A 20,114-nucleotide genomic window follows, 5' to 3' on the forward strand; every position below is an offset into this window, starting at 1 on the left:
GGCTGCCAGCTTAGGACAAGAGGAGCCATTCATGAAAGCGCCCCGCGTGACCCTTGATCAATGGCGAACGTTGCAGGCCGTGGTCGACCACGGTGGTTTCGCCCAGGCCGCCGAAGCGCTGCATCGCTCGCAATCGTCGGTGAGCTACACCGTGGCACGCATGCAGGACCAACTCGGTGTGCCGCTGTTGCGCATCGACGGGCGCAAAGCCGTGTTGACCGAAGCCGGTGGCGTGTTGCTGCGTCGTTCGCGGCAACTGGTGAAACAGGCCAGTCAGCTGGAAGACCTGGCCCATCACATGGAACAGGGTTGGGAAGCCGAAGTGCGGCTGGTGGTCGACGCGGCATACCCTAGCGCCCGCCTCGTCCGTGCCTTGACCGCGTTCATGCCGCAAAGCCGCGGCTGCCGGGTTCGTTTGCGCGAAGAGGTGCTGTCGGGGGTAGAAGAAGTCCTGCTCGAAGGCGTGGCAGACCTGGCGATCACCGGGTTCAGCATTCCAGGTTATTTGGGGGCGGAATTGAGCGATGTCGAATTCGTCGCAGTCGCCCACCCCGAGCATGCGCTGCACCGCCTCAACCGTGAGTTGAATTTCCAGGACCTGGAAAGCCAGATGCAAGTGGTGATCCGTGACTCCGGGCGCCAGCAGCCGCGTGATGTCGGCTGGCTTGGGGCCGAACAGCGCTGGACCGTCGGCAGCCTGGCCACCGCCGCGACATTTGTCAGCAGCGGCCTGGGTTTCGCCTGGCTGCCCCGGCACATGATTGAACGGGAACTCATGGAAGGTACGCTCAAGCTGCTACCGTTGGATCAGGGCGGCAGTCGTAACCCGAGTTTTTACCTGTATTCAAATAAGGACAAACCCCTGGGACCTGCGACGCAGATTCTCATTGAACTGCTGCGCACCTTCGACACCGCACCGCTGGACGCGCCTTTCGCCGCCCCTGAACAAGCCTGACAAGGAGTGAATGCATGGCCTATTTCGAACATGAAGGCTGCAATCTGCACTACGAGGAATACGGCCATGGTACGCCGTTGCTACTGGTCCACGGTTTAGGGTCCAGCACGCTGGACTGGGAAATGCAGATCCCGGCACTGTCCGCGCACTACCGGGTGATCGTCCCGGATGTACGTGGCCACGGTCGTTCCGACAAACCTCGCGAGCGCTACAGCATCGCCGGCTTCAGCGCCGACGTCGTCGCACTGATCGAGCATTTGAACCTCGGCCCGGTGCACTACGTGGGGCTTTCGATGGGCGGCATGATCGGCTTTCAATTGGCCGTGGATCAACCGCAATTGCTGAAAAGCCTGACCATCGTCAACAGCGCGCCACAGGTCAAATTGCGCAGTCGCGACGATTACTGGCAGTGGTTAAAACGCTGGAGCCTGATGCGCGCCCTCAGCCTGGGCACCATTGGCAAGGCCCTCGGTGGCAAGTTGTTCCCGAATCCGGAACAGGCAGATTTGCGTCAAAAGATGGCCGAGCGCTGGGCAAAAAACGACAAACATGCTTATCTCGCCAGCTTCGATGCCATCGTTGGCTGGGGGGTTCAGGAACGACTTTCGAAGGTCGCCTGTCCAACCCTCATCGTCAGCGCCGACCGTGATTACACACCCGTCGCGCTGAAAGAGGCCTATGTAAAACTGCTGCCCGATGCACGGCTGGTGGTGATTGCCGATTCGCGTCACGCCACCCCGCTGGACCAACCCGAACGCTTCAACCAAACACTGCTCGAGTTTCTCACCGCAGTCGACACCACCCCACTCAGGATCACTGACCCATGCTGAAAAAAATCGCCCTCGTCGCCGGCACCGTACTGTTTGCTGCCAACCTGATGGCTGCAACGCCCGCCAAGGCACCACACGTATTGCTGGACACTACCAACGGCCAGATTGAAATCGAACTGGACCCGGTCAAGGCGCCGGAGAGCACCAAAAACTTCCTCAAGTACGTAAACAGTGGCTTTTACAACAACACCATTTTCCACCGCGTCATCCCGGGCTTCATGATCCAGGGCGGCGGTTTCACTCAGCAAATGCAGCAAAAGCCGACTGAAGCACCAATCAAGAACGAATCCAAAAACGGTCTGCATAACGTCCGTGGCACGCTGTCCATGGCCCGTACCTCCGATCCGGATTCGGCCACCAGCCAGTTCTTCGTCAACGTCAAGGACAACGACTTCCTCGACCAAGGTGATGGTTACGCCGTGTTCGGCAAAGTCGTGAAAGGCATGGACGTGGTGGATGTCATCGTCAACTCGCCAACCACTAAGCGCAACGGCATGAGCGACGTGCCCGCCGATCCTGTGTACATCAAGTCGGCCAAAGTCATCGACTAAGCTTCACAGGAAGTCTTGAGCGGCTACCGGCCTGCGGGGCCGCTCACACTGTTCAATGGAGAGCCCGTGCGCGGGCGGAGAACTGATGCTTTATCGCCGTTTTGAAAAACTGATCGACGTATTCCGCGATGCACCAACGGCTGCGCCCCCTGATCGGGTTTTCCCTTTCTATACCTATTACCTGAAGCAGGTCTGGCCGAGTTTCGCCGCCCTGCTGATCGTCGGCCTGTTTGGCGCGTTGATCGAAGTCGCACTGTTCAGTTACCTGAGCCGCATCATCGACCTGGCCCAGGGCACGCCGAACGTCAATTTCTTCAAGGAGCACGGCATCGAACTGGCCTGGATGGCGGTGGTGGCGTTGATCCTGCGCCCGGTGTTCGTCGGCCTGCATGACCTTCTGGTGCACCAGACCCTGAGCCCCAGCATGACCAGCATGATCCGCTGGCAGAACCACAGCTACGTGCTCAAACAGAGCCTCAATTTCTTCCAGAACGACTTCGCCGGGCGCATCGCCCAGCGCATCATGCAAACCGGCAACTCATTGCGCGATTCTGCGGTGCAAGCGGTGGACGCGCTGTGGCACGTGCTGATCTACGCGATCAGTTCGCTGGTGTTGTTTGCCGAAGCCGACTGGCGCCTGATGATCCCGCTGCTGAGCTGGATCGCTGCGTACATGGGTGCGCTTTATTACTTCGTGCCACGGGTCAAAGAGCGTTCGGTGGTGTCTTCCGATGCGCGTTCCAAACTGATGGGACGGATCGTCGACGGCTACACCAACATCACCACGCTGAAACTGTTCGCCCATACCAATTTCGAACAGCAATACGCCAAGGAAGCCATTGAAGAACAGACGGTGAAGGCGCAACTGGCTGGCCGGGTGGTCACCAGCATGGACGTGGTCATCACCAGCATGAACGGCTTGCTGATTGTCACCACCACCGGCCTGGCGCTGTGGCTGTGGACGCAGTCGCTGATCTCCGTGGGGGCGATTGCCCTGGCCACGGGCCTGGTGATCCGCATCGTCAACATGTCCGGCTGGATCATGTGGGTGGTCACCGGCATCTTCGAAAACATCGGCATGGTTCAGGACGGCTTGCAGACCATTTCTCAACCGGTCAGCGTGATGGATCAGGACGAGGCCAAACCACTGGCCGTCGCCCGGGGCGAAGTGCGTTTCGAGCACGTCGATTTCCACTACGGCAAGAAGAGCGGGATCATTGGCGACCTCAACCTGAGCATCAAGGCCGGTGAAAAAATCGGCCTGATCGGTCCCTCCGGCGCCGGCAAATCAACCTTGGTCAACCTGCTGTTGCGCTTGTATGACGTGGAGGGAGGGCAAATCCTCATCGACGGTCAGAACATTGCCGAAGTCGGTCAGGAAAGCCTGCGCGAGCGTATCGGCATGATCACTCAGGACACCTCGCTGCTGCACCGCTCGATCCGCGACAATTTGCTGTATGGCAAACCCGATGCCACTGATGCCGAACTCTGGGAAGCGGTGCACAAGGCCCGCGCCGACGAGTTCATCCCGCTGCTCTCGGATGCAGAAGGCCGCACGGGATTCGATGCGCACGTGGGTGAGCGCGGGGTGAAACTGTCTGGCGGTCAGCGTCAGCGGATAGCGATTGCCCGCGTGCTGCTCAAGGATGCGCCGATTTTGATCATGGACGAGGCGACGTCCGCCCTCGATTCGGAAGTGGAAGCGGCCATCCAGGAAAGCCTGGAAACCCTGATGCAAGGCAAAACCGTGATCGCCATCGCCCACCGTCTCTCGACCATTGCCCGGATGGACCGCCTGGTGGTGCTGGAAAACGGCAGGATCGCCGAAACCGGCACCCACGCCGAACTACTGGCCCATGGCGGGTTGTATGCACGGTTGTGGCAGCACCAGACCGGGGGTTTTGTCGGGATCGATTAATTCAAAATCCCCCCTATCCCCTGTCTGATCGTTCCCACGCTCTGCGTGGGAATGCAGCCCGGGACGCTCTGCGTCCCAAAAGCGGACGCAGAGCGTCTATTGAGGCATTCCCACGCAGAGCGTGGGAACGATCTGCCTTACCCGTCGGCTGGAATTCTGTAAAAACCCTGCTGTACTCAGCCAAGGTTCTGGAGATGGTTCTGCAGTCCATCTGCTGGAGGCGAAAGGCATTAAAACTTCGAAAGGACACGCTCTCATGTCTCTATTCAAACGTTCAGCGACAGAGTTGGTAGGTACGTTCTGGCTGGTGTTGGGGGGGTGCGGCAGTGCAGTGCTGGCCGCTGCCTTCCCGGATGTAGGCATCGGTTTACTGGGGGTGTCCCTGGCGTTTGGGTTGACGGTGCTGACCATGGCGTTCGCTATCGGCCATATTTCCGGTTGTCACCTCAACCCGGCGGTGTCACTGGGGCTGGTGGTCGGCGGACGGTTTCCCGCCAAGGAGCTGCCGGCTTACATCATCGCGCAAGTGATTGGCGGGGTGATTGCAGCCGCGTTGCTGTATTTCATTGCCAGCGGTAAGGCCGGCTTCGACCTGGCCGGCGGCCTGGCCTCCAACGGCTATGGCGAACACTCCCCCGGCAGCTATTCCATGGTGTCAGGGTTTGTCTGTGAACTGGTGATGACAGCGATGTTCATCCTGATCATTCTCGGCGCCACCGACAAGCGCGCTCCGGCAGGACTTGCCCCCATCGCCATCGGCCTGGGGCTGACCCTGATCCACCTGATCTCGATCCCGGTCACCAATACCTCGGTCAACCCGGCGCGCAGCACCGGCCCGGCATTGATCGTCGGTGGCTGGGCCATTCAACAGCTGTGGATGTTCTGGGTCGCGCCGCTGCTGGGTGCGGTGATCGGCGGCATCACCTATCGCTGGCTGGGCAAAGAAGACACTTAAGGCCTCGGACGAGGATCAGTCTTGCCGGTAAGGCAAGGCGGTCCTCGCCTCTTCTGCATACGCCAGCACCCCAACGCGCTCTTGCTGCAGGAAGTCTTTGACCGCCGCTTTCAGACCCGCGTGGCGCAGGTAATGCCAGGAATGGGTGATCACCGGTTCAAACCCGCGAATCAATTTGTGCTCGCCTTGGGCACCGGCGTCGAAACGTTGAAAGCCATTGGCAATCGCATAATCCATGCCCTGATAGAAACACGTCTCAAAGTGCAGTCGATCAAACTCCGCCAGACAACCCCAGTAACGCCCGTAGAAACTGTCGCCCCCCACCAGACTGAAGGCCATGGCCACCGGCCGTGAGCCCTGTTTGGCCAGCACCACACGAATCGACTCCGGCATGCGCTCGGCCAACAGGCTGAAGAATTCGCGTGTCAGGTAAGGCCTTTGCCGACGTACCGCGTAAGTATTGGCATAGCACGCATAAATGAAATCCCACTGCGCCTGATCCAGCTGCCGACCTTCAAGCCATTCGAAATCAATGCCCTGCCCCGCGACTTGCTCACGCTCTTTGCGCATCTGCTTGCGTTTACGTGAACTCAGCACGTCGAGGAAATCCTGAAAATCCCGATAGCCGCGATTCTGCCAGTGATACTGACAGCCAATTCGCTGCAACCAGCCGGGCTGTTCGGCCAGTGCGGCGTCAGTGAACGGGTCAGTGAAGTTGATGTGTGCGCTGGAGAGGTCTTCTATCTCAAGATAGCCCGGCAGGCTCTTGAGTAACTCGAAACCGTCCTCGACGCTGGCCGCCAGCAAGCGTGGCCCGCTGACAGGACTGAAGGGCACGGCGGTCAATAATTTGGGGTAATAGTCGATACCGGCCCGCTCACAGGCATCCGCCCAGGCATGATCGAACACGTATTCACCATAGGAATGCCACTTGCGGTAACTGGGCAGCGCGGCGATCAGCCGATCCCCTTCGATGTGCAACAAATGCTCGGGTTGCCAGCCGGAATGCGGGCCGATGCTGCCACTGTCTTCCAGGGCACTGAGGAAGGCATGGCGCAGAAATGGCTGATGCTCGGGTACGAGTGCATCCCAGATGTGCGGTGCTATTTCGGACAGATTTTCCAAACGTTGCAGCGGCATCAACTTCCTCTCCACTTCTTGCTTGAAAGACCTGCGAGCCTGTTTCTTGACCTGCGCAATGAATCCTCTCTACGGCATGTCCTTGCGGCGTTCCGCAGCGAGACGTTCAGCCAGCGCATCGACCTCCGGCAATGGCTCTTCGGGCATGGCGCGCAATGTCGCCTGCATCAGCCGCATCTGTCGAATGAACCGCCGGCAACTGGGGCAGAACATCAGGTGATGACGCACCATCAGCCGCTCACGAAAACTCAGATCGCCATCGAGATAATCGCTGGAACGCGCCACTTGTTCCTTGCAGGTCAACATTCCCCGGTTTCCTCAAAATGTTCTACGGCCGCAAAAACCTTCAACCGCGCCCTGTGCAACAGCACGCGAACATTGGAGAGCGAGATGTCCAGAAGATTACAGATTTCTTCCAACTCCAGCCCCTGACGCTCACGAAGTAACAATACACTTCTTTGCAGCTCTGACAGGCTCAGCAGCGTGTGATCCAGGCATTCACGCAACTCGCGTTCGGTCAGCAGCGCTTCCGGCGTGTCCTGGTGCCATACAAAGGGAGCCACCCGCCAGTGACCGTCACCTGGAGAAAAACGGTCATCGTCAATTGTGCCATGGGGTGACGGCAGGTCATCGAGGAACACTTCGCGTCGGTTTTGTTTGTATCGACCTTTTGCCGCATTGGCCGTAATGGTCAGCAACCAGGTCTTGAGGCTCGAACGCGCCTCGAATTTGCTCAGATTGCGCACGACCGATAACCACGCATCCTGGACGATTTCGTCGGCATGCCGGCTCCCCACAATCGCATACGCCACGGCCCGCATGGCACTCTGATAGGTACTGACTAACTCTTTGAAAGCCTTTTGTTCACCGGCCAGTAATCGCTCAAGCAGTTGCGCATCGTCAGCCGCCATCAATCAATCCCCTTGTTCTGACTTCCGAAATGACGACGGCAAGACTTCGCCTACAGCTTAGTCCTGCCGTCGCCCGGAAGTTACAGTGTCCTGACGGTTTCGAATGTAGGAAACATCCTCACAATCAAACAGAAAGGGATTACAAGGTTTGGCTCAACGCTTGCGCAGAATCACACTACCAATCGAATAACCGGCGCCAAACGAACTGAGCACGGCCAGCGAACCGGCGGCCAGATCATCCTGGTTCTTGTGAAACGCAATCACCGAGCCGGCAGAGCTGGTGTTGGCGTAGGTGTCGAGAATCACCGGGGCTTCTTCTTCGGTGGCCTCACGACCCAGCAGTTTCTTGACGATCAGGTGATTCATGCTGAGGTTGGCCTGGTGCAGCCAGAAGCGCTTCACGTCGCTGATGTTCAGCGAGTTTTCTTCCAGGTGCGTCGCGATCAGCTCGGCGACCATCGGGCACACGTCGCGGAATACCTTGCGGCCTTCTTGCACGAACAGTTTGTCCTTGGCACCGATGCCCTCTTCCGCCGCGCGGTTGAGGAAGCCAAAGTTGTTGCGGATGTTGTTGGAGAACTTGGTCAGCAGCTTGGTGCTGACGATATCGAACTGGTACTTGGACGTCGCCAGGTCCGCACGCTCGATGATCACTGCGGTGGCAGCGTCACCGAAGATGAAGTGACTGTCGCGGTCGCGAAAGTTCAGGTGACCGGTGCAGACTTCCGGGTTGACCATCAGGATGGCCCGGGCCTGGCCCAGTTGCACGCTGTTGGCGGCCGCCTGAATGCCGAAGGTTGCCGAGGAGCACGCAACGTTCATGTCGAAACCGAAACCCTGGATGCCCAGCGCTTCCTGGACTTCGATGGCGATGGCCGGGTAGGCGCGTTGCAGGTTGGAGCAGGCGACGATCACGCCGTCAATGTCCGCGGCAGTCTTGCCGGCACGCTGCAAGGCTTGTTCGGCGGCGCCGATGGCCATTTGGCAAAGTACCGACCATTCGTCGTTTGAACGCTCCGGCAGGCGTGGCGCCATGCGTTGCGGGTCGAGAATGCCGTCCTTGTCCATGACAAATCGGCTTTTGATGCCGGAGGCTTTCTCGATGAACGCCGCGTTGGACTCGGTCAACGCTTCGACTTCGCCACGGGCGATGGCCTCGGCGTTGTCGGCGTTGAATTGCGCAACGTAAGCGTTGAAAGACTGCACCAGCTCTTCGTTGGAGATGCTGTTGGCCGGGGTGTACAGGCCGGTGCCGCTGATGACGACGTTATACATGGTTGTTTCTCTAATCTGTTCAGGCAGAAAGCATTGGCACCGACGTACCAACACACAAGGGGTCTGTTCCCGTCATGGGAAGCCAACCAGGCATCGCTTTATTCCGATCCGCCTGAACCTTGAAGGGCTCAAAACCGCGGGACCGGCGTTTATAGGCGCGAAGTTTGCCATAAACATTGGGTTTTGGCGCCATTTGCGAGAGCAACGGCGTACCTGATGTGGGAGTGAGCCTGCTCGCGATTTCGGTGTATCAGTTAATAATAATGTGACTGATGTACCGCAATCGCGAGCAGGCTCGCTCCCACAGGGTATTGGGCAAGCCCCGGTTCTAGGGTTCGACCTGGGTCCACTGTTTATTCAGGCGCTTGTCGGAGATCGGCACCTTGGTTCCCAATTGCTGGGCGAACAGCGAAACCCGGTATTCCTCCAGCCACCAGCGATAGAGCTCCAGCTGCGGATCGCGTTTGCCTTCCTGGGCGTGTTTGCTGGCGCGGGTCTGGTATTGAGTCCAGAGACCGGACAATTCACCGCTCCACACCCGATCGCGCTGCACTTGAGCTGCGATTTTTTCAAAGCGCTGCTCGACCGCTTTCAGGTAACGCGGCAATTCCTTGAGCCACACCATCGGCGTTTCGCGGACAAAACCGGGATACACCAAGTGACTGAGCTGCTGCTTGATGTCGTTCAAGGCCACGGCTTGCGCCAGGTCGATCTTGCCCTTGAAGCGTTTTTGCAGGCCGTGCCAGAGCTTGAGGATTTCCAGCGTCAGCTTCGCCAGACGCTCGGCGTGTTCAGTCCAGCCGCCGCGTTTGCGTTCGGCCAACGCCGCCAACCCGGCGCCATCACGCGGCAACGGGTCTTCACCCTCGAGAATGCAGCTGTCGAGACTGGCCAGCAGAATGTCTTCCACCAGACTGTCGATGCGCCCCATGTCGCGGTACATCAGGCCCAGTTCGGTCAGACCCGGCAATTTGCTGCGCAGGAACTTCGCCGGTTCGGCCAGTTGCTGCATCAGCAAACGCTGCAAGGCCCGACGATGCTGGAATTCGGCTTCGGCCGGGGTCGAGAAACGCCCTTCCTTGACCGTGCCGCCCTCTTCCACTAGCGCCGGATAAACCGTCATCGACAGCCCGGCGATCTTCTGCTGGGTTTTCTCGGCGACAGCGGCAAAGACTTTGGCTTCCACCGGCTGCTGGCTTTTCGCGGTTTGCGGCACCGCCAACGCGGCCTGACTCGCTTCGGCAAACCGTGCGGTCAGTTCCGCCAGATCACGCCCTTCGCCAAGGAATTTGCCCTGGCCGTCGACGATTTCCAGGTTCATGCGCAAATGGCTGTCGACCTGCTGCGACGCTTCGGCCCACGCCTCATCACTGACCCGCGCTCCGGTCATGCGCAACAACTCGCGGCCCAGCGCCAGTGGCAACGAACCTTCGGCGAAGGTCATGCGCTGCAATGCGGCTTTGACGAAGTCCGGCACTGGCACAAAATTCTTGCGCAGGGCCTTGGGCAAGTTGCGCACCAGCGCGATGCATTTGGCTTCGATCACACCCGGCACCAGCCATTCCAGACGTTCCGGTGGCAGCATCGGCAGCAACGGTGCCGGCACGCGCAGGGTCACGCCGTCGCGCGGATGGTTGGGCTCGAAGTGGTAACTCAGCGCCAGCTCCAGATCGCCGATGTGCAAGGTGTCCGGGTAATGCAGCGCGGTGACTTCGCTGGCCTCGCGGGCCAGCACGTCTTCTTCGCGCATGATCAGCAGCTGTGGATCTTTCTGGCTGTTGACCCGGTACCAGCTGTCGAAAGTCGCGGTTTGGTGGATCTCCGCCGGTAATCGCGCATCGTAAAAGGCAAACAGGGTTTCTTCGTCGGCCAGAATATCGCGGCGACGGGCCTTGGCTTCCAGTTCGTCGAGTTGCTCCAGAAGTTGCGCGTTGGCCGTCAGGCATTTGGCCCTGGATTGGATCTCGCCGCGCACCAGGCCTTCACGAATGAAAAACTCTCGGGACACCACCGGGTCAATCGGCCCGTAATGCACCGGCCGACGGCCGACCACGATCAGCCCGAACAAGGTGATCTGCTCGAAGGCCACGACCTGACCGCGCTTCTTCTCCCAGTGCGGTTCGAAGTGGTTTTTCTTGATCAGGTGCCCGGCCAGCGGTTCGATCCAGTCGGCGTCGATCTTGGCGACCATGCGCGCGTAAAGCTTGGTGGTTTCCACCAGTTCAGCGGTCATCAGCCATTGCGGGCGTTTTTTACCCAGCCCGGAGGACGGGTGAATCCAGAAACGCCGCTGACGGGCGCCCAGGTAATCACCTTCATCGGTCTTCTGGCCGATCTGGCTGAGCAGGCCCGAGAGCACGGCTTTGTGCAGTTTCGGGTAATCCGCCGGCTCTTTGTTGATGCTCAACTGCATGTCGCGGCAGATCAGGCTCAACTGACGGTGCGAGTCGCGCCATTCGCGCAGTCGCAGGTAATTCAGGAAGTTCTTGCGGCACCAGTTGCGCAACGGGCTTGCCGTCAGTGCCAGGCGCTGTTCTTCAAAACCGCGCCACAGATTGACCAGACCGGCGAAGTCCGAGTCCACGTCTTTCCATTGTGCGTGGGCCTGATCCGCCGCTTGCTGACGCTCCGGCGGACGTTCACGCGGGTCTTGAATCGACATGGCGCTGGCGACGATCAGCACTTCCTGCAAGCTGCCCAGTTTCGCCGCTTCCAGCAGCATGCGACCCATGCGCGGGTCCACCGGCAATCGCGCCAGATTTCGCCCCAGCGGCGTCAGTTGGCTGTTGCGGTCCACCGCTGAGAGTTCTTGCAGAAGGTTGAAACCGTCGCTGATGGCTTTGCCGTCCGGCGGTTCGATAAACGGGAAGTCGGTAATCTCGCCGAGGCGCAGGTGCAGCATCTGCAAAATAACGGCGGCGAGGTTGGTTCGCAAAATCTCCGGATCGGTAAATTCCGGACGGCCATTGAAATCGTCTTCACCGTACAGGCGGATGCAGATACCCGGCTCAACCCGCCCGCAACGACCTTTACGCTGGTTGGCGCTGGCCTGGGAAATCGCTTCGACAGGTAAGCGCTGAACCTTGGCGCGGTAGCTGTACCGACTGATGCGCGCGGTGCCGCTGTCGATCACGTAACGGATGCCCGGCACGGTCAGCGAGGTTTCCGCGACGTTGGTCGCCAGGACCACACGACGGCCTGGGTGCGACTGGAAAATCCGCTGCTGCTCGGCCGGCGACAGGCGCGCGTACAACGGCAGGATTTCGGTGTGCTTGAGCTGAGCCTTGCGCAGCATCTCGGCCGCGTCACGAATCTCGCGCTCGCCGGGCAAGAACACCAGCACATCGCCAGGACTCTTGCGCTCGCTGCGCTCGAAGGCGGCGATTTCGTCTAGGGTGGCGAGGATCGCCTGGTCCACGGTCAAGTCATCCTCGACGCGGTTGCCCTCCTCGTCCTGCTCCAGGGTCAGCGGGCGATACCAGGTTTCCACCGGGAAGGTGCGGCCGGAGACTTCGACAATCGGCGCGTCATCGAAATGTTTGGAGAAGCGCTCCAGGTCGATGGTTGCCGAGGTGATGATGACTTTCAGATCCGGGCGACGCGGCAGCAGGGTTTTCAGGTAACCGAGCAGAAAGTCGATGTTCAGGCTGCGTTCGTGGGCTTCGTCGACGATGATCGTGTCGTAGCGTTCGAGGTAGCGATCGTTCTGGGTTTCCGCCAGCAGGATGCCGTCGGTCATCAGTTTGATCAGGGTGTTGGAGTCGCTCTGATCCTCAAACCGCACCTGATAACCGACCAGCGCGCCCAACGGCGTCGCCAGTTCTTCGGCAACCCGGCTGGCCACGCTACGGGCGGCGATTCGACGGGGCTGGGTATGGCCGATCAGACCATGCTGGCCGCGACCGATTTCCAGGCAGATCTTCGGCAACTGGGTGGTTTTACCCGAACCGGTTTCGCCGGCGATGATCAGCACCTGATGCTTGAGCAGCGCTTCTTTGATTTCGTCGCGCTTGGCGGCAATCGGCAAACTGTCGTCGTAACGAATTACCGGCAGGCTGGCACGCCGCGCCAAGACCTGATCACAGGACGCCTGCATCCGCGCCACCCACAGGGCCAGCTTGGCCTCGTCAGGTTTCTTGCGCAGCTCAAGCAACTGCCGCCGCAGCCGGTGGCGGTCGGCGAGCATGGCGTGATCGAGGTTTTTCAGCAGTTTGTCGATGGAGGGCGATTCGTCGGTCATCGGGTACGCAATTCAGTCGTCTAGTGGCGCAGGGGGGCGATTGTCGCAGATTTAAAGGACAAACGAGATCCCTTGTAGCAGCTGTCGAGCCCCAGCGAGGCTGCGTCGAGGCCAACGCAGCCTCGCTGGGGCTCGACAGCTGCTACGGGGCATGCGAGCCGACTACTCGTTATCCAGGCCCTTGCGGCGATACGGGAATACGTCGATCACTTTGCCCGCCCGAATCGCTTCCTGCAGGCTCTTCCAGTAATCGGCGTTGTACAACTCACCATGCAGTTGATCAAACAACTTGCGCTGGCCGGAGTCGGCAAATAAAAACGGGGGAAACTCCTCGGGAAACACATCCAGCGGCCCGATCGAATACCAGGGCTCGGACGCCATCTCGTCTTCCGGCGTGCGCGGTTGCGGGATGTGGCGGAAGTTGGCCTCGGTCAGGAAGCAAATCTCGTCATAGTCATAAAACACCACGCGTCCGTGGCGGGTGACGCCGAAGTTTTTCAGCAGCATGTCGCCGGGAAAGATATTTGCCGCCGCCAATTGCTTGATCGCCAGGCCGTAATCTTCCAATGCCTCGTGCACCTGCGCGTCGTTGGCGTTTTCCAGGTACAGGTTCAGCGGCGTCATCCGCCGTTCGGTCCAGCAGTGACGTATCAGCACGGTGTCGCCTTCCACCGACACCGTTGACGCGGCCACTTCAAGCAATTCTTCCAGGCACGCCGGGTCGAATTTGCTTAACGGGAAACGGAAATCGGCGAATTCCTGGGTGTCAGCCATGCGCCCCACACGGTCGACGCTTTTTACCAGACGGTATTTCTCGATCACCGTGGCGCGGTCGACGTTTTTCGACGGCGAGAAACGGTCCTTGATGATTTTGAACACGGTGTTGAAACCCGGCAGGGTAAACACGCTCATGACCATGCCGCGCACACCGGGGGCCATGATGAACTGGTCGTCGGTGTTGGCCAGGTGATTAATCAGCGCCCGGTAGAACTCGGACTTGCCGTGCTTGTAGAAACCGATCGAGGTGTACAGCTCGGCGATGTGCTTGCCCGGCAGGATGCGCTTGAGGAAACCGATGAACTCCGCCGGCACCGGCACATCGACCATGAAATACGAACGGGTGAACGAGAAGATGATCGACACGTCCGCTTCATCGGTAATCAGCGCATCGATCTGAATCCCGCGACCTTCGCGGTGCAGCAGCGGGATCACCAGCGGCCACTGTTCGTCCCGGGTATAGATGCGCCCGACCAGGTACGCCCCTTTATTGCGGTAAAGCACCGAGGAAAACAGTTCGACGCTCAACTCCGGGTCTTTGCACACCCAGTCCGGCAGGTTCTCGCGCAGTTGCGCTTCGAGGCGGCTCAAGTCGCCGGCCAGATCGGCGTAATCCTCGCTGAAGCGGTAGTCGGCAAAAATGCTCTCAAGCATGCCGGACAACTGGCCCTGAGGTTTGTAGGTGCGGGTTTGTGCAGCGCGGGCCCGGCGCAGGCTCGGGCGGGTGGTGTGGATGAACATGCAGCCGTCGCTGATCAGGTCATGGCTGAACAAACCGCAGAAAATCGAGTTGTACCAGGTCTCGGACAGTTCATCATCGAAGCGCAGGTCGATCAGCGTGATGTATGCACTTTTGACCAGCGGCCAGCAGCTGACATCCAGCGTGTCGCTGTCGAAAGCGACACGCAGCCGCTCCACCGTTTCGCTGACTTTTTCTTCATAGAGATTGATCCGCGCAGCCGACGCGACTTGCGTCTCCTGCCACTGGGCTTGCTCGAAACGCGCCCGGGCGCCGTCGGTGATCTGCCGGAAATGCTCGCGGTAATCGTCAAAGCCATCGAGGATCATTCGGGCGATATCGGCGGCTGGCCATTGCTGCGGCATGGTGAGACCTCTGCGGGAATTCGTGAGCCCTGAGCTTAGCCAGTGAACCGGGTGCAGGAGAAGCGTAATTTTGCGCTCAGGTTATTGCCGTAACGAGAACCGTAGCAGCTGGCGAAGCCTGCGTTCGGCTGCGTAACAGTCGTAAAACATGAGTTTGCGGTCTACCTGAAACACCGCATCGGCTGATTTCACGACTGCTACGCAGCCGAACGCAGGCTTCGCCAGCTGCTACTAAGTGCAGTTCGGCTTAACTGAACGGCATCAGGGTTATTTGCCCGTTTTTCGGTTGCCATCGATCAGGCCCTCGGCAACACTCTCGTCCCCATCAAGGAAGGAGTACACCGTGAGCCCCGTTGATATCGTCCGTTTACTGTCGCTGGCGGCCATTTGGGGTGCGAGCTTTCTGTTCATGCGCATCATCGCCCCAGTGATTGGCACAATCCCCACGGCTTTTTTCCGCGTGTCGATTGCTGCGGCCGGCCTGCTGGTGATTCTCGGACTGCTGCGCATCAGCTGGGATTTCAAAGGCAAACTCAAGACCGTGATGCTGCTCGGGGTGATCAACTCCGGGATTCCGGCGACGCTCTATTCGGTGGCCGCCCAGGTGCTGCCGGCCGGGTACTCGGCCATCTTCAACGCAACGACGCCACTGATGGGTGTGCTCATCGGCGGGTTGTTCTTTCATGAGCGACTCACCGCCGCCAAGCTCGGCGGGGTGTTCCTCGGATTGTTGGGTGTTGGCGTCCTGACCCGCGCGGGCCCGGTCGCGTTCGACCTGCAACTGCTGATGGGCGCCCTCGCCTGCCTGCTTGCCACGACGTGCTATGGCTTCGCCGGTTTCCTCGCCCGCCGCTGGCTGGATCAGGCCGGTGGTCTCGACAGCCGCTTGTCTGCGCTGGGCAGCATGCTGGGGGCGACGCTGTTTCTGCTGCCGCTGTTCGGCTACAGCGTGATCAGTCAACCGCCGGCGAGCTGGGGTGGCTGGAATGTCTGGTTGTCATTGCTTGGGTTGGGGCTGGTGTGTACCGCGCTGGCGTACATCATTTACTTCCGGCTGCTCAGCTCGATCGGGCCGGTGAGGTCAATGACCACGACTTTCCTGATTCCGCCGTTCGGGGTGTTGTGGGGAGCGTTGTTGCTGGATGAGCCGTTGTCCATGGCGCATGTCTATGGCGGGGTGCTGATTGCGGCGGCGTTGTGGTTGGTGTTGAAGCCTTCGGTGGTGAAAGTGGCTGAGGTGACTGCCAAGTAATTTGTGGTGAGGCTGATGCCGCCTTCGCGAGCAAGCCCGCTCCCACACTCGATCTTCGTCGTGACACCGATCGAATGTGGGAGCGGGCTTGCTCGCGAAAGCGCTAGTCCAAGCACCAAAAATCACAGTGCCTGGTTATTCACCTCCCCATCCACCAACCGCCGAATCCCCAGCGGATTAGCGTTCTGCAACGCCTCGGGCAGCAACGCATCCGGGTAATTCTGAAAGCACACCGGGCGCAGGAAGCGGTCTATCGCCAGCGTGCCCACTGATGTCCCTCGGGAATCGGACGTCGCCGGGTAAGGCCCGCCATGCACCATCGCCTCGCACACCTCGACCCCGGTCGGATAACCGTTGAGCAAAATCCGTCCGACCTTTTCCTGAAGCATGTCTGCCAGCCAGCGGTACTCCAGCAACTCCTCGGCCTCGCCAATCAAGGTCGCTGTCAGTTGCCCGCGCAAGCCCTGCAAAGCCGCCGCCAACTGAGCCTGACTCTCGACTTCGACGACAATGGTGGTCGGCCCGAAGACTTCTTCCTGAAGCAGCTCATTCCCCTCAAGTAACAGGCTGACATCGGCCTTGAACACCTGCGGCTGAGCCTGATTACCCTGTTGCGGCCTGCCCGCCAGGTGCGTCAGCCCCGGATGCTCGTGCAGTTCGCCAAGGCCTCGGTTGTAGCAGGCCAACGTACCGGCGTTGAGCATGGTTTGCGCCGGTTGCTGGTTCATGCTGGCGCAAAAGGTTTCCAGAAAGGTGCTGAACTGCGGCGAACGCAGGCCGATAACCAGGCCGGGATTGGTGCAGAACTGACCACACCCCTGGGTCACCGAACCGGCAAGCTGCGCGGCGATTTGTTCGCCGCGTAGCGCTAGCGCTTCGGGCAGCACGAAGACCGGGTTGATGCTCGACATCTCGGCAAACACCGGGATCGGCTGCGGCCGGGTCGCGGCCATGTGGCTCAGGGCATTGCCGCCCTTGAGCGAACCGGTGAAGCCCACCGCCTGAATCGCCGGGTGCCTGACCAGCCACTCACCGACGCCCCCGCCATAGATCATGTTGAACACACCCGCCGGCATTTCGGTGCGCTCGGCGGCACGGATGATCGCGTCCGCCACCCACTCGGCCGTCGCCATGTGACCGCTGTGAGCCTTGAACACCACCGGGCAACCGGCGGCCAATGCCGACGCCGTATCACCACCGGCGGTGGAGAACGCCAGCGGAAAGTTACTCGCGCCAAACACCGCGACCGGCCCCAAAGCGATACGGTATTGGCGCAGATCCGGACGTGGCAATGGCTGGCGCTCTGGCAGCGCCCGATCAATCCGCGCCCCGTAGAAATCACCGCGACGCAGCACCTTGGCGAACAAGCGCATCTGCCCGCTGGTGCGTGCGCACTCGCCCTGAATGCGCCCGGCCGGCAGCGCGGTTTCGCGGCACACGGTGGCGACGAAGTCATCGCCGAGTGCATCGATTTCATCGGCGATGGCATCGAGGAACCGCGCGCGCTTTTCCGCGCTCAAGTTGCGGTAGACCGGGTAAGCGGCAGCCGCTGCTTTGGCGGCGGCATCCACTTCGGCTTCAGAGGCCTGAAAGAAGGTACCCGGCAGAGCTTCGCCGGTGGTTGCGTCGAGGCTTTTCAGTTGCAGCGTGCCATTGGCGCTGCGGCGGCCGCCGATGTAGTTGTGTCCCAGTAACGTGGTCATGAGTGATTCCTTGACCGGCCAATAAGGCCGGTAATTGAGGACTTAAAGCGCACGCACCTGGCCGATGGCCAACGGTGGGGTGCTTTCGCCGATACCGTTGACCAACGGCGCGCCGAACTCATCGAGGCTGATCTGAAAACGATCGCCCGGCTGGGTTTTCACGCCGTCGGCAAACGACAGCGTGGCGGTGCCGAAGTAGTGCACGTGGACATCGCCGGGGCGCAAAAACTGCGTGTATTTGAAGTGGTGGAATTCGAGGTTGGCGAGGCTGTGGCACATGTTGTCTTCGCCGCTGAGAAATTCCTTTTCCCATATCGTTTCGCCGTTGCGTTTGATGCGGCTGGTGCCGACCAGGTGCCTGGGCAATTCACCTACGCGCAGCTCGGGACCATACGAGCAATAGCGCAGTTTCGAATGCGCCAGGTACAGGTAATTGCGCCGTTCCATCACATGGTCGGAAAACTCGTTGCCCAAGGCATAACCCACGCGATATGGCAGGCCGTCGTCGCCAATGACATAAAGACCGGTCAATTCAGGTTCTTCACCGGCGTCCTCTGCAAACGGCGGCACCGGAAAATCCGCACCGGGGCGCACGACGATGCTGCCGTCACCCTTGTAGAACCATTCCGGTTGCGCGCCAACCTGCCCCTCCGCCGGTTTTCCGCCCTCCAGGCCCCACTTGAAGATGCGCATGGTGTCGGTCATGCCGGCTTCGACGGCGCCGTCCTGCTGGTGCATTTTGTCCCGCGCCGCTGCGCTGCCCAGATGAGTCAGGCCAGTGCCGCTGATCAGGCAATGGGCCGGGTCCTCGTGATCCAACGGCGGCAGGACCTTGCCCTGTTGCAACAGTTGCGCGTAATCCGGGCCTGCCTCGGTGCCGCGTTGAGCGACTTCTTCTTGCAGGCTACGTTGGGCGCGAATCGCCGCGAGTGCCAGTTCACGGGTGCTGCGGGTGCCTTTGAGCACCTGCACCTGGGTCCCGTCGACGAGGCCGACCTGACGCTCACCGGCAGTATTTTCAAATTGAATCAGGCGCATGACGGCCTCCAGAAAGTCGGGGATGGCGCCGCCCGAAAGCGACGCCTCAAGGTCACTCGATGATGTTGAAGTCGCTCAAATACTCATCGGAGATTTCCAGACCCAGGCCTGGCGTGTTGTCGTCGAGCTGGATGTAGCCGTTGACCGGTTGCGGCTCGCCCTTGAACACGTAGTAGAAGAGTTCGTTGCCGACCTCGACGTCGAACACCGGGAAGAACTCGGCCATTGGCGAGGCAGTGGTAGACATGGTCAGGTGGTAGTTGTGCATCTGTCCGGCGTGGGGAATAACCGGCACCGACCAGGCTTCGGCCATGGCGTTGATCTTGCGCGCGGCGGTGATGCCGCCCACGCGGTTGGTGTCGTACTGGATCACGTCGACAGCGCGACGTTCCAGCAGGTCTTTGAAGCCGTAGGAGGTGAACTCATGCTCACCGCCAGAGATCGGCATGATCCCCATTTTTTTCAGCTCGATGTAGCCCTCGATGTCATCGGCGATCACCGGTTCTTCCAGCCAGCGCGGCTCGAATTCGGCGAGTTTGGGCAACATGCGCCGCGCATATTCCAGGGTCCAGCCCATGTAGCATTCGAGCATGATGTCGATGTCGGGGCCGGCCAGATTACGCAGCGCGCGCACTTGTTCGATGTTCTTGCGCATGCCCGCCGGGCCGTCTTTCGGGCCGTAGCCGAAACGCATTTTCAGCGCGGTGAAACCCTGGTTCAAATAGCCCTGGGCTTCTTCGAGGAACAGGTCGAGGTTGTCATTGGCGTAGAGTTTGGAGGCGTAGGTCCAGATTTTTTCCTTGGTGCGCCCGCCGAGTAATTTGAACACCGGCTTGTTTACGGCTTTGCCCATGATGTCCCAGATGGCGATGTCGATGGCCGAGATCGCCGCCATGCCGATGCCTTTACGGCCCCAGGCGTGGCTCTGGCGGTACATCTTCTGCCAGATGTATTCGTTGTCGAACGGGTCTTCGCCGATGGCGATCGGGGCCAGGTAGGTGTCGATGATTTCCTTGGCCACGCGCGGCGCCAGTGCGCAGTTACCGATGCCGACCAGACCGGTATCGGTCTCGACTTCCACCACCAGCCAGCCGTGAAAACGGAACGAGCCCATGGCGTCACCGCGTTCGAACAGGATGTCGCTGGCGTTGGTGCAGAAGTGTGCTTGAGGGGGAACGACTTTGCCTTTCCACTCAAAAACGCGGGTACGGATGGCTTTGATTTTCATGAATACAGTTCCTTGCGCTGCCGGCTTCTTGTAATTGTCAGGTCGCTGCGCAGAGCCGCTCGGGAGCGGGTTCCGGCATTCGATGGAGCGACTTTAGCCAGCGCTCGGGGGAGCGGATAATCACTTATGCGTATCCGGCGATAACCCTGGGTGATCACACCAATGGATTTTTGCCTGAATGGGGTTATCAGGCACAACGCAAACCCAATGTGGAGCGACGGTTCAGCCTGTTCGAGA

Annotated in this window: 14 protein-coding genes and 1 pseudogene; 6 read left to right on the forward strand and 9 right to left on the reverse strand. The window is 59.9% G+C overall.

What is annotated here, in order from left to right; all coding sequences use genetic code 11:
* The first annotated feature begins 31 nt into the window (after positions 1 to 31).
* From J2Y56_RS12175 to aqpZ, 5 genes and pseudogenes are all read left to right on the forward strand, one after another.
* Positions 32 to 955 (forward strand): LysR family transcriptional regulator, encoded by a 924-nt coding sequence (locus J2Y56_RS12175; protein ID WP_007946022.1) that lies wholly within the window; start codon positions 32 to 34, stop codon positions 953 to 955.
* Between the two features lie 14 nt (positions 956 to 969).
* Positions 970 to 1,775, forward strand: a pseudogene (locus tag J2Y56_RS12180) (alpha/beta fold hydrolase).
* Positions 1,776 to 1,778: 3 nt separating this feature from the next.
* Positions 1,779 to 2,336 carry a peptidylprolyl isomerase gene (locus tag J2Y56_RS12185; protein WP_310336005.1) on the forward strand — a complete coding sequence of 186 codons (558 nt, stop codon included), beginning with the start codon at positions 1,779 to 1,781 and terminating at the stop codon, positions 2,334 to 2,336.
* An 85-nt stretch (positions 2,337 to 2,421) separates the two neighbouring features.
* On the forward strand, positions 2,422 to 4,254 hold the full coding sequence (locus J2Y56_RS12190) for an ABC transporter ATP-binding protein (RefSeq protein WP_310336006.1): 1,833 nt from the start codon (positions 2,422 to 2,424) through the stop codon (positions 4,252 to 4,254).
* Between the two features lie 256 nt (positions 4,255 to 4,510).
* Positions 4,511 to 5,209 (forward strand): aquaporin Z, encoded by a 699-nt coding sequence (aqpZ, locus tag J2Y56_RS12195; RefSeq protein ID WP_310350400.1) that lies wholly within the window; start codon positions 4,511 to 4,513, stop codon positions 5,207 to 5,209.
* A gap of 15 nt (positions 5,210 to 5,224) precedes the next feature.
* On the opposite strand, the gene J2Y56_RS12200 is transcribed toward aqpZ, so the two are convergent.
* From J2Y56_RS12200 to aceK, 6 genes are all read right to left on the reverse strand, one after another.
* A complete protein-coding gene (locus J2Y56_RS12200) occupies positions 5,225 to 6,349 on the reverse strand; it encodes a GNAT family N-acetyltransferase (RefSeq protein WP_310350402.1) in 1,125 nt (374 codons plus the stop codon).
* Between the two features lie 69 nt (positions 6,350 to 6,418).
* Positions 6,419 to 6,655: an anti-sigma factor gene (locus J2Y56_RS12205; protein WP_007949521.1), complete on the reverse strand. Its 237-nt coding sequence runs from the start codon at positions 6,653 to 6,655 to the stop codon at positions 6,419 to 6,421.
* Positions 6,649 to 7,263: an RNA polymerase sigma factor gene (locus J2Y56_RS12210; RefSeq protein WP_033049811.1), complete on the reverse strand. Its 615-nt coding sequence runs from the start codon at positions 7,261 to 7,263 to the stop codon at positions 6,649 to 6,651. The genes J2Y56_RS12205 and J2Y56_RS12210 overlap by 7 nt, the downstream gene beginning before the upstream one ends.
* A 150-nt stretch (positions 7,264 to 7,413) precedes the next feature.
* Positions 7,414 to 8,535: a beta-ketoacyl-ACP synthase III gene (locus J2Y56_RS12215; RefSeq protein WP_310350404.1), complete on the reverse strand. Its 1,122-nt coding sequence runs from the start codon at positions 8,533 to 8,535 to the stop codon at positions 7,414 to 7,416.
* A gap of 328 nt (positions 8,536 to 8,863) precedes the next feature.
* Entirely contained in the window at positions 8,864 to 12,775 is a 3,912-nt protein-coding gene (hrpA, locus tag J2Y56_RS12220; protein ID WP_310350407.1) for an ATP-dependent RNA helicase HrpA, read from the reverse strand.
* 162 nt (positions 12,776 to 12,937) lie between these two features.
* Complete coding sequence (gene aceK, locus J2Y56_RS12225) at positions 12,938 to 14,656, reverse strand: bifunctional isocitrate dehydrogenase kinase/phosphatase (protein WP_310350410.1); 1,719 nt, start codon at positions 14,654 to 14,656, stop codon at positions 12,938 to 12,940.
* Between the two features lie 343 nt (positions 14,657 to 14,999).
* Here aceK and J2Y56_RS12230 point away from each other — a divergent pair, with 343 nt between their 5' ends.
* Positions 15,000 to 15,908, forward strand: a complete 909-nt coding sequence (locus J2Y56_RS12230) for a DMT family transporter (protein WP_310350412.1) — start codon at positions 15,000 to 15,002, stop codon at positions 15,906 to 15,908.
* 122 nt (positions 15,909 to 16,030) lie between these two features.
* Here the strand turns inward: J2Y56_RS12230 and J2Y56_RS12235 are convergent, their stop codons facing one another.
* From J2Y56_RS12235 to J2Y56_RS12245, 3 genes are read right to left on the reverse strand one after another with little or no spacing between them, the layout of a single operon-like run.
* Positions 16,031 to 17,611, reverse strand: coding sequence for an aldehyde dehydrogenase (NADP(+)) (locus J2Y56_RS12235; protein WP_310350415.1), 1,581 nt, complete (start codon positions 17,609 to 17,611; stop codon positions 16,031 to 16,033).
* Between the two features lie 42 nt (positions 17,612 to 17,653).
* Positions 17,654 to 18,649, reverse strand: coding sequence for an AraD1 family protein (gene araD1, locus J2Y56_RS12240; RefSeq protein WP_007943925.1), 996 nt, complete (start codon positions 18,647 to 18,649; stop codon positions 17,654 to 17,656).
* Between the two features lie 52 nt (positions 18,650 to 18,701).
* Positions 18,702 to 19,877 (reverse strand): L-rhamnonate dehydratase, encoded by a 1,176-nt coding sequence (locus tag J2Y56_RS12245; protein WP_007943924.1) that lies wholly within the window; start codon positions 19,875 to 19,877, stop codon positions 18,702 to 18,704.
* Positions 19,878 to 20,114: the final 237 nt, after the last annotated feature.

The organism is Pseudomonas sp. BE134, from assembly GCF_031456105.1.
In the GTDB taxonomy this organism is placed as follows: Bacteria; Pseudomonadota; Gammaproteobacteria; order Pseudomonadales; family Pseudomonadaceae; genus Aquipseudomonas.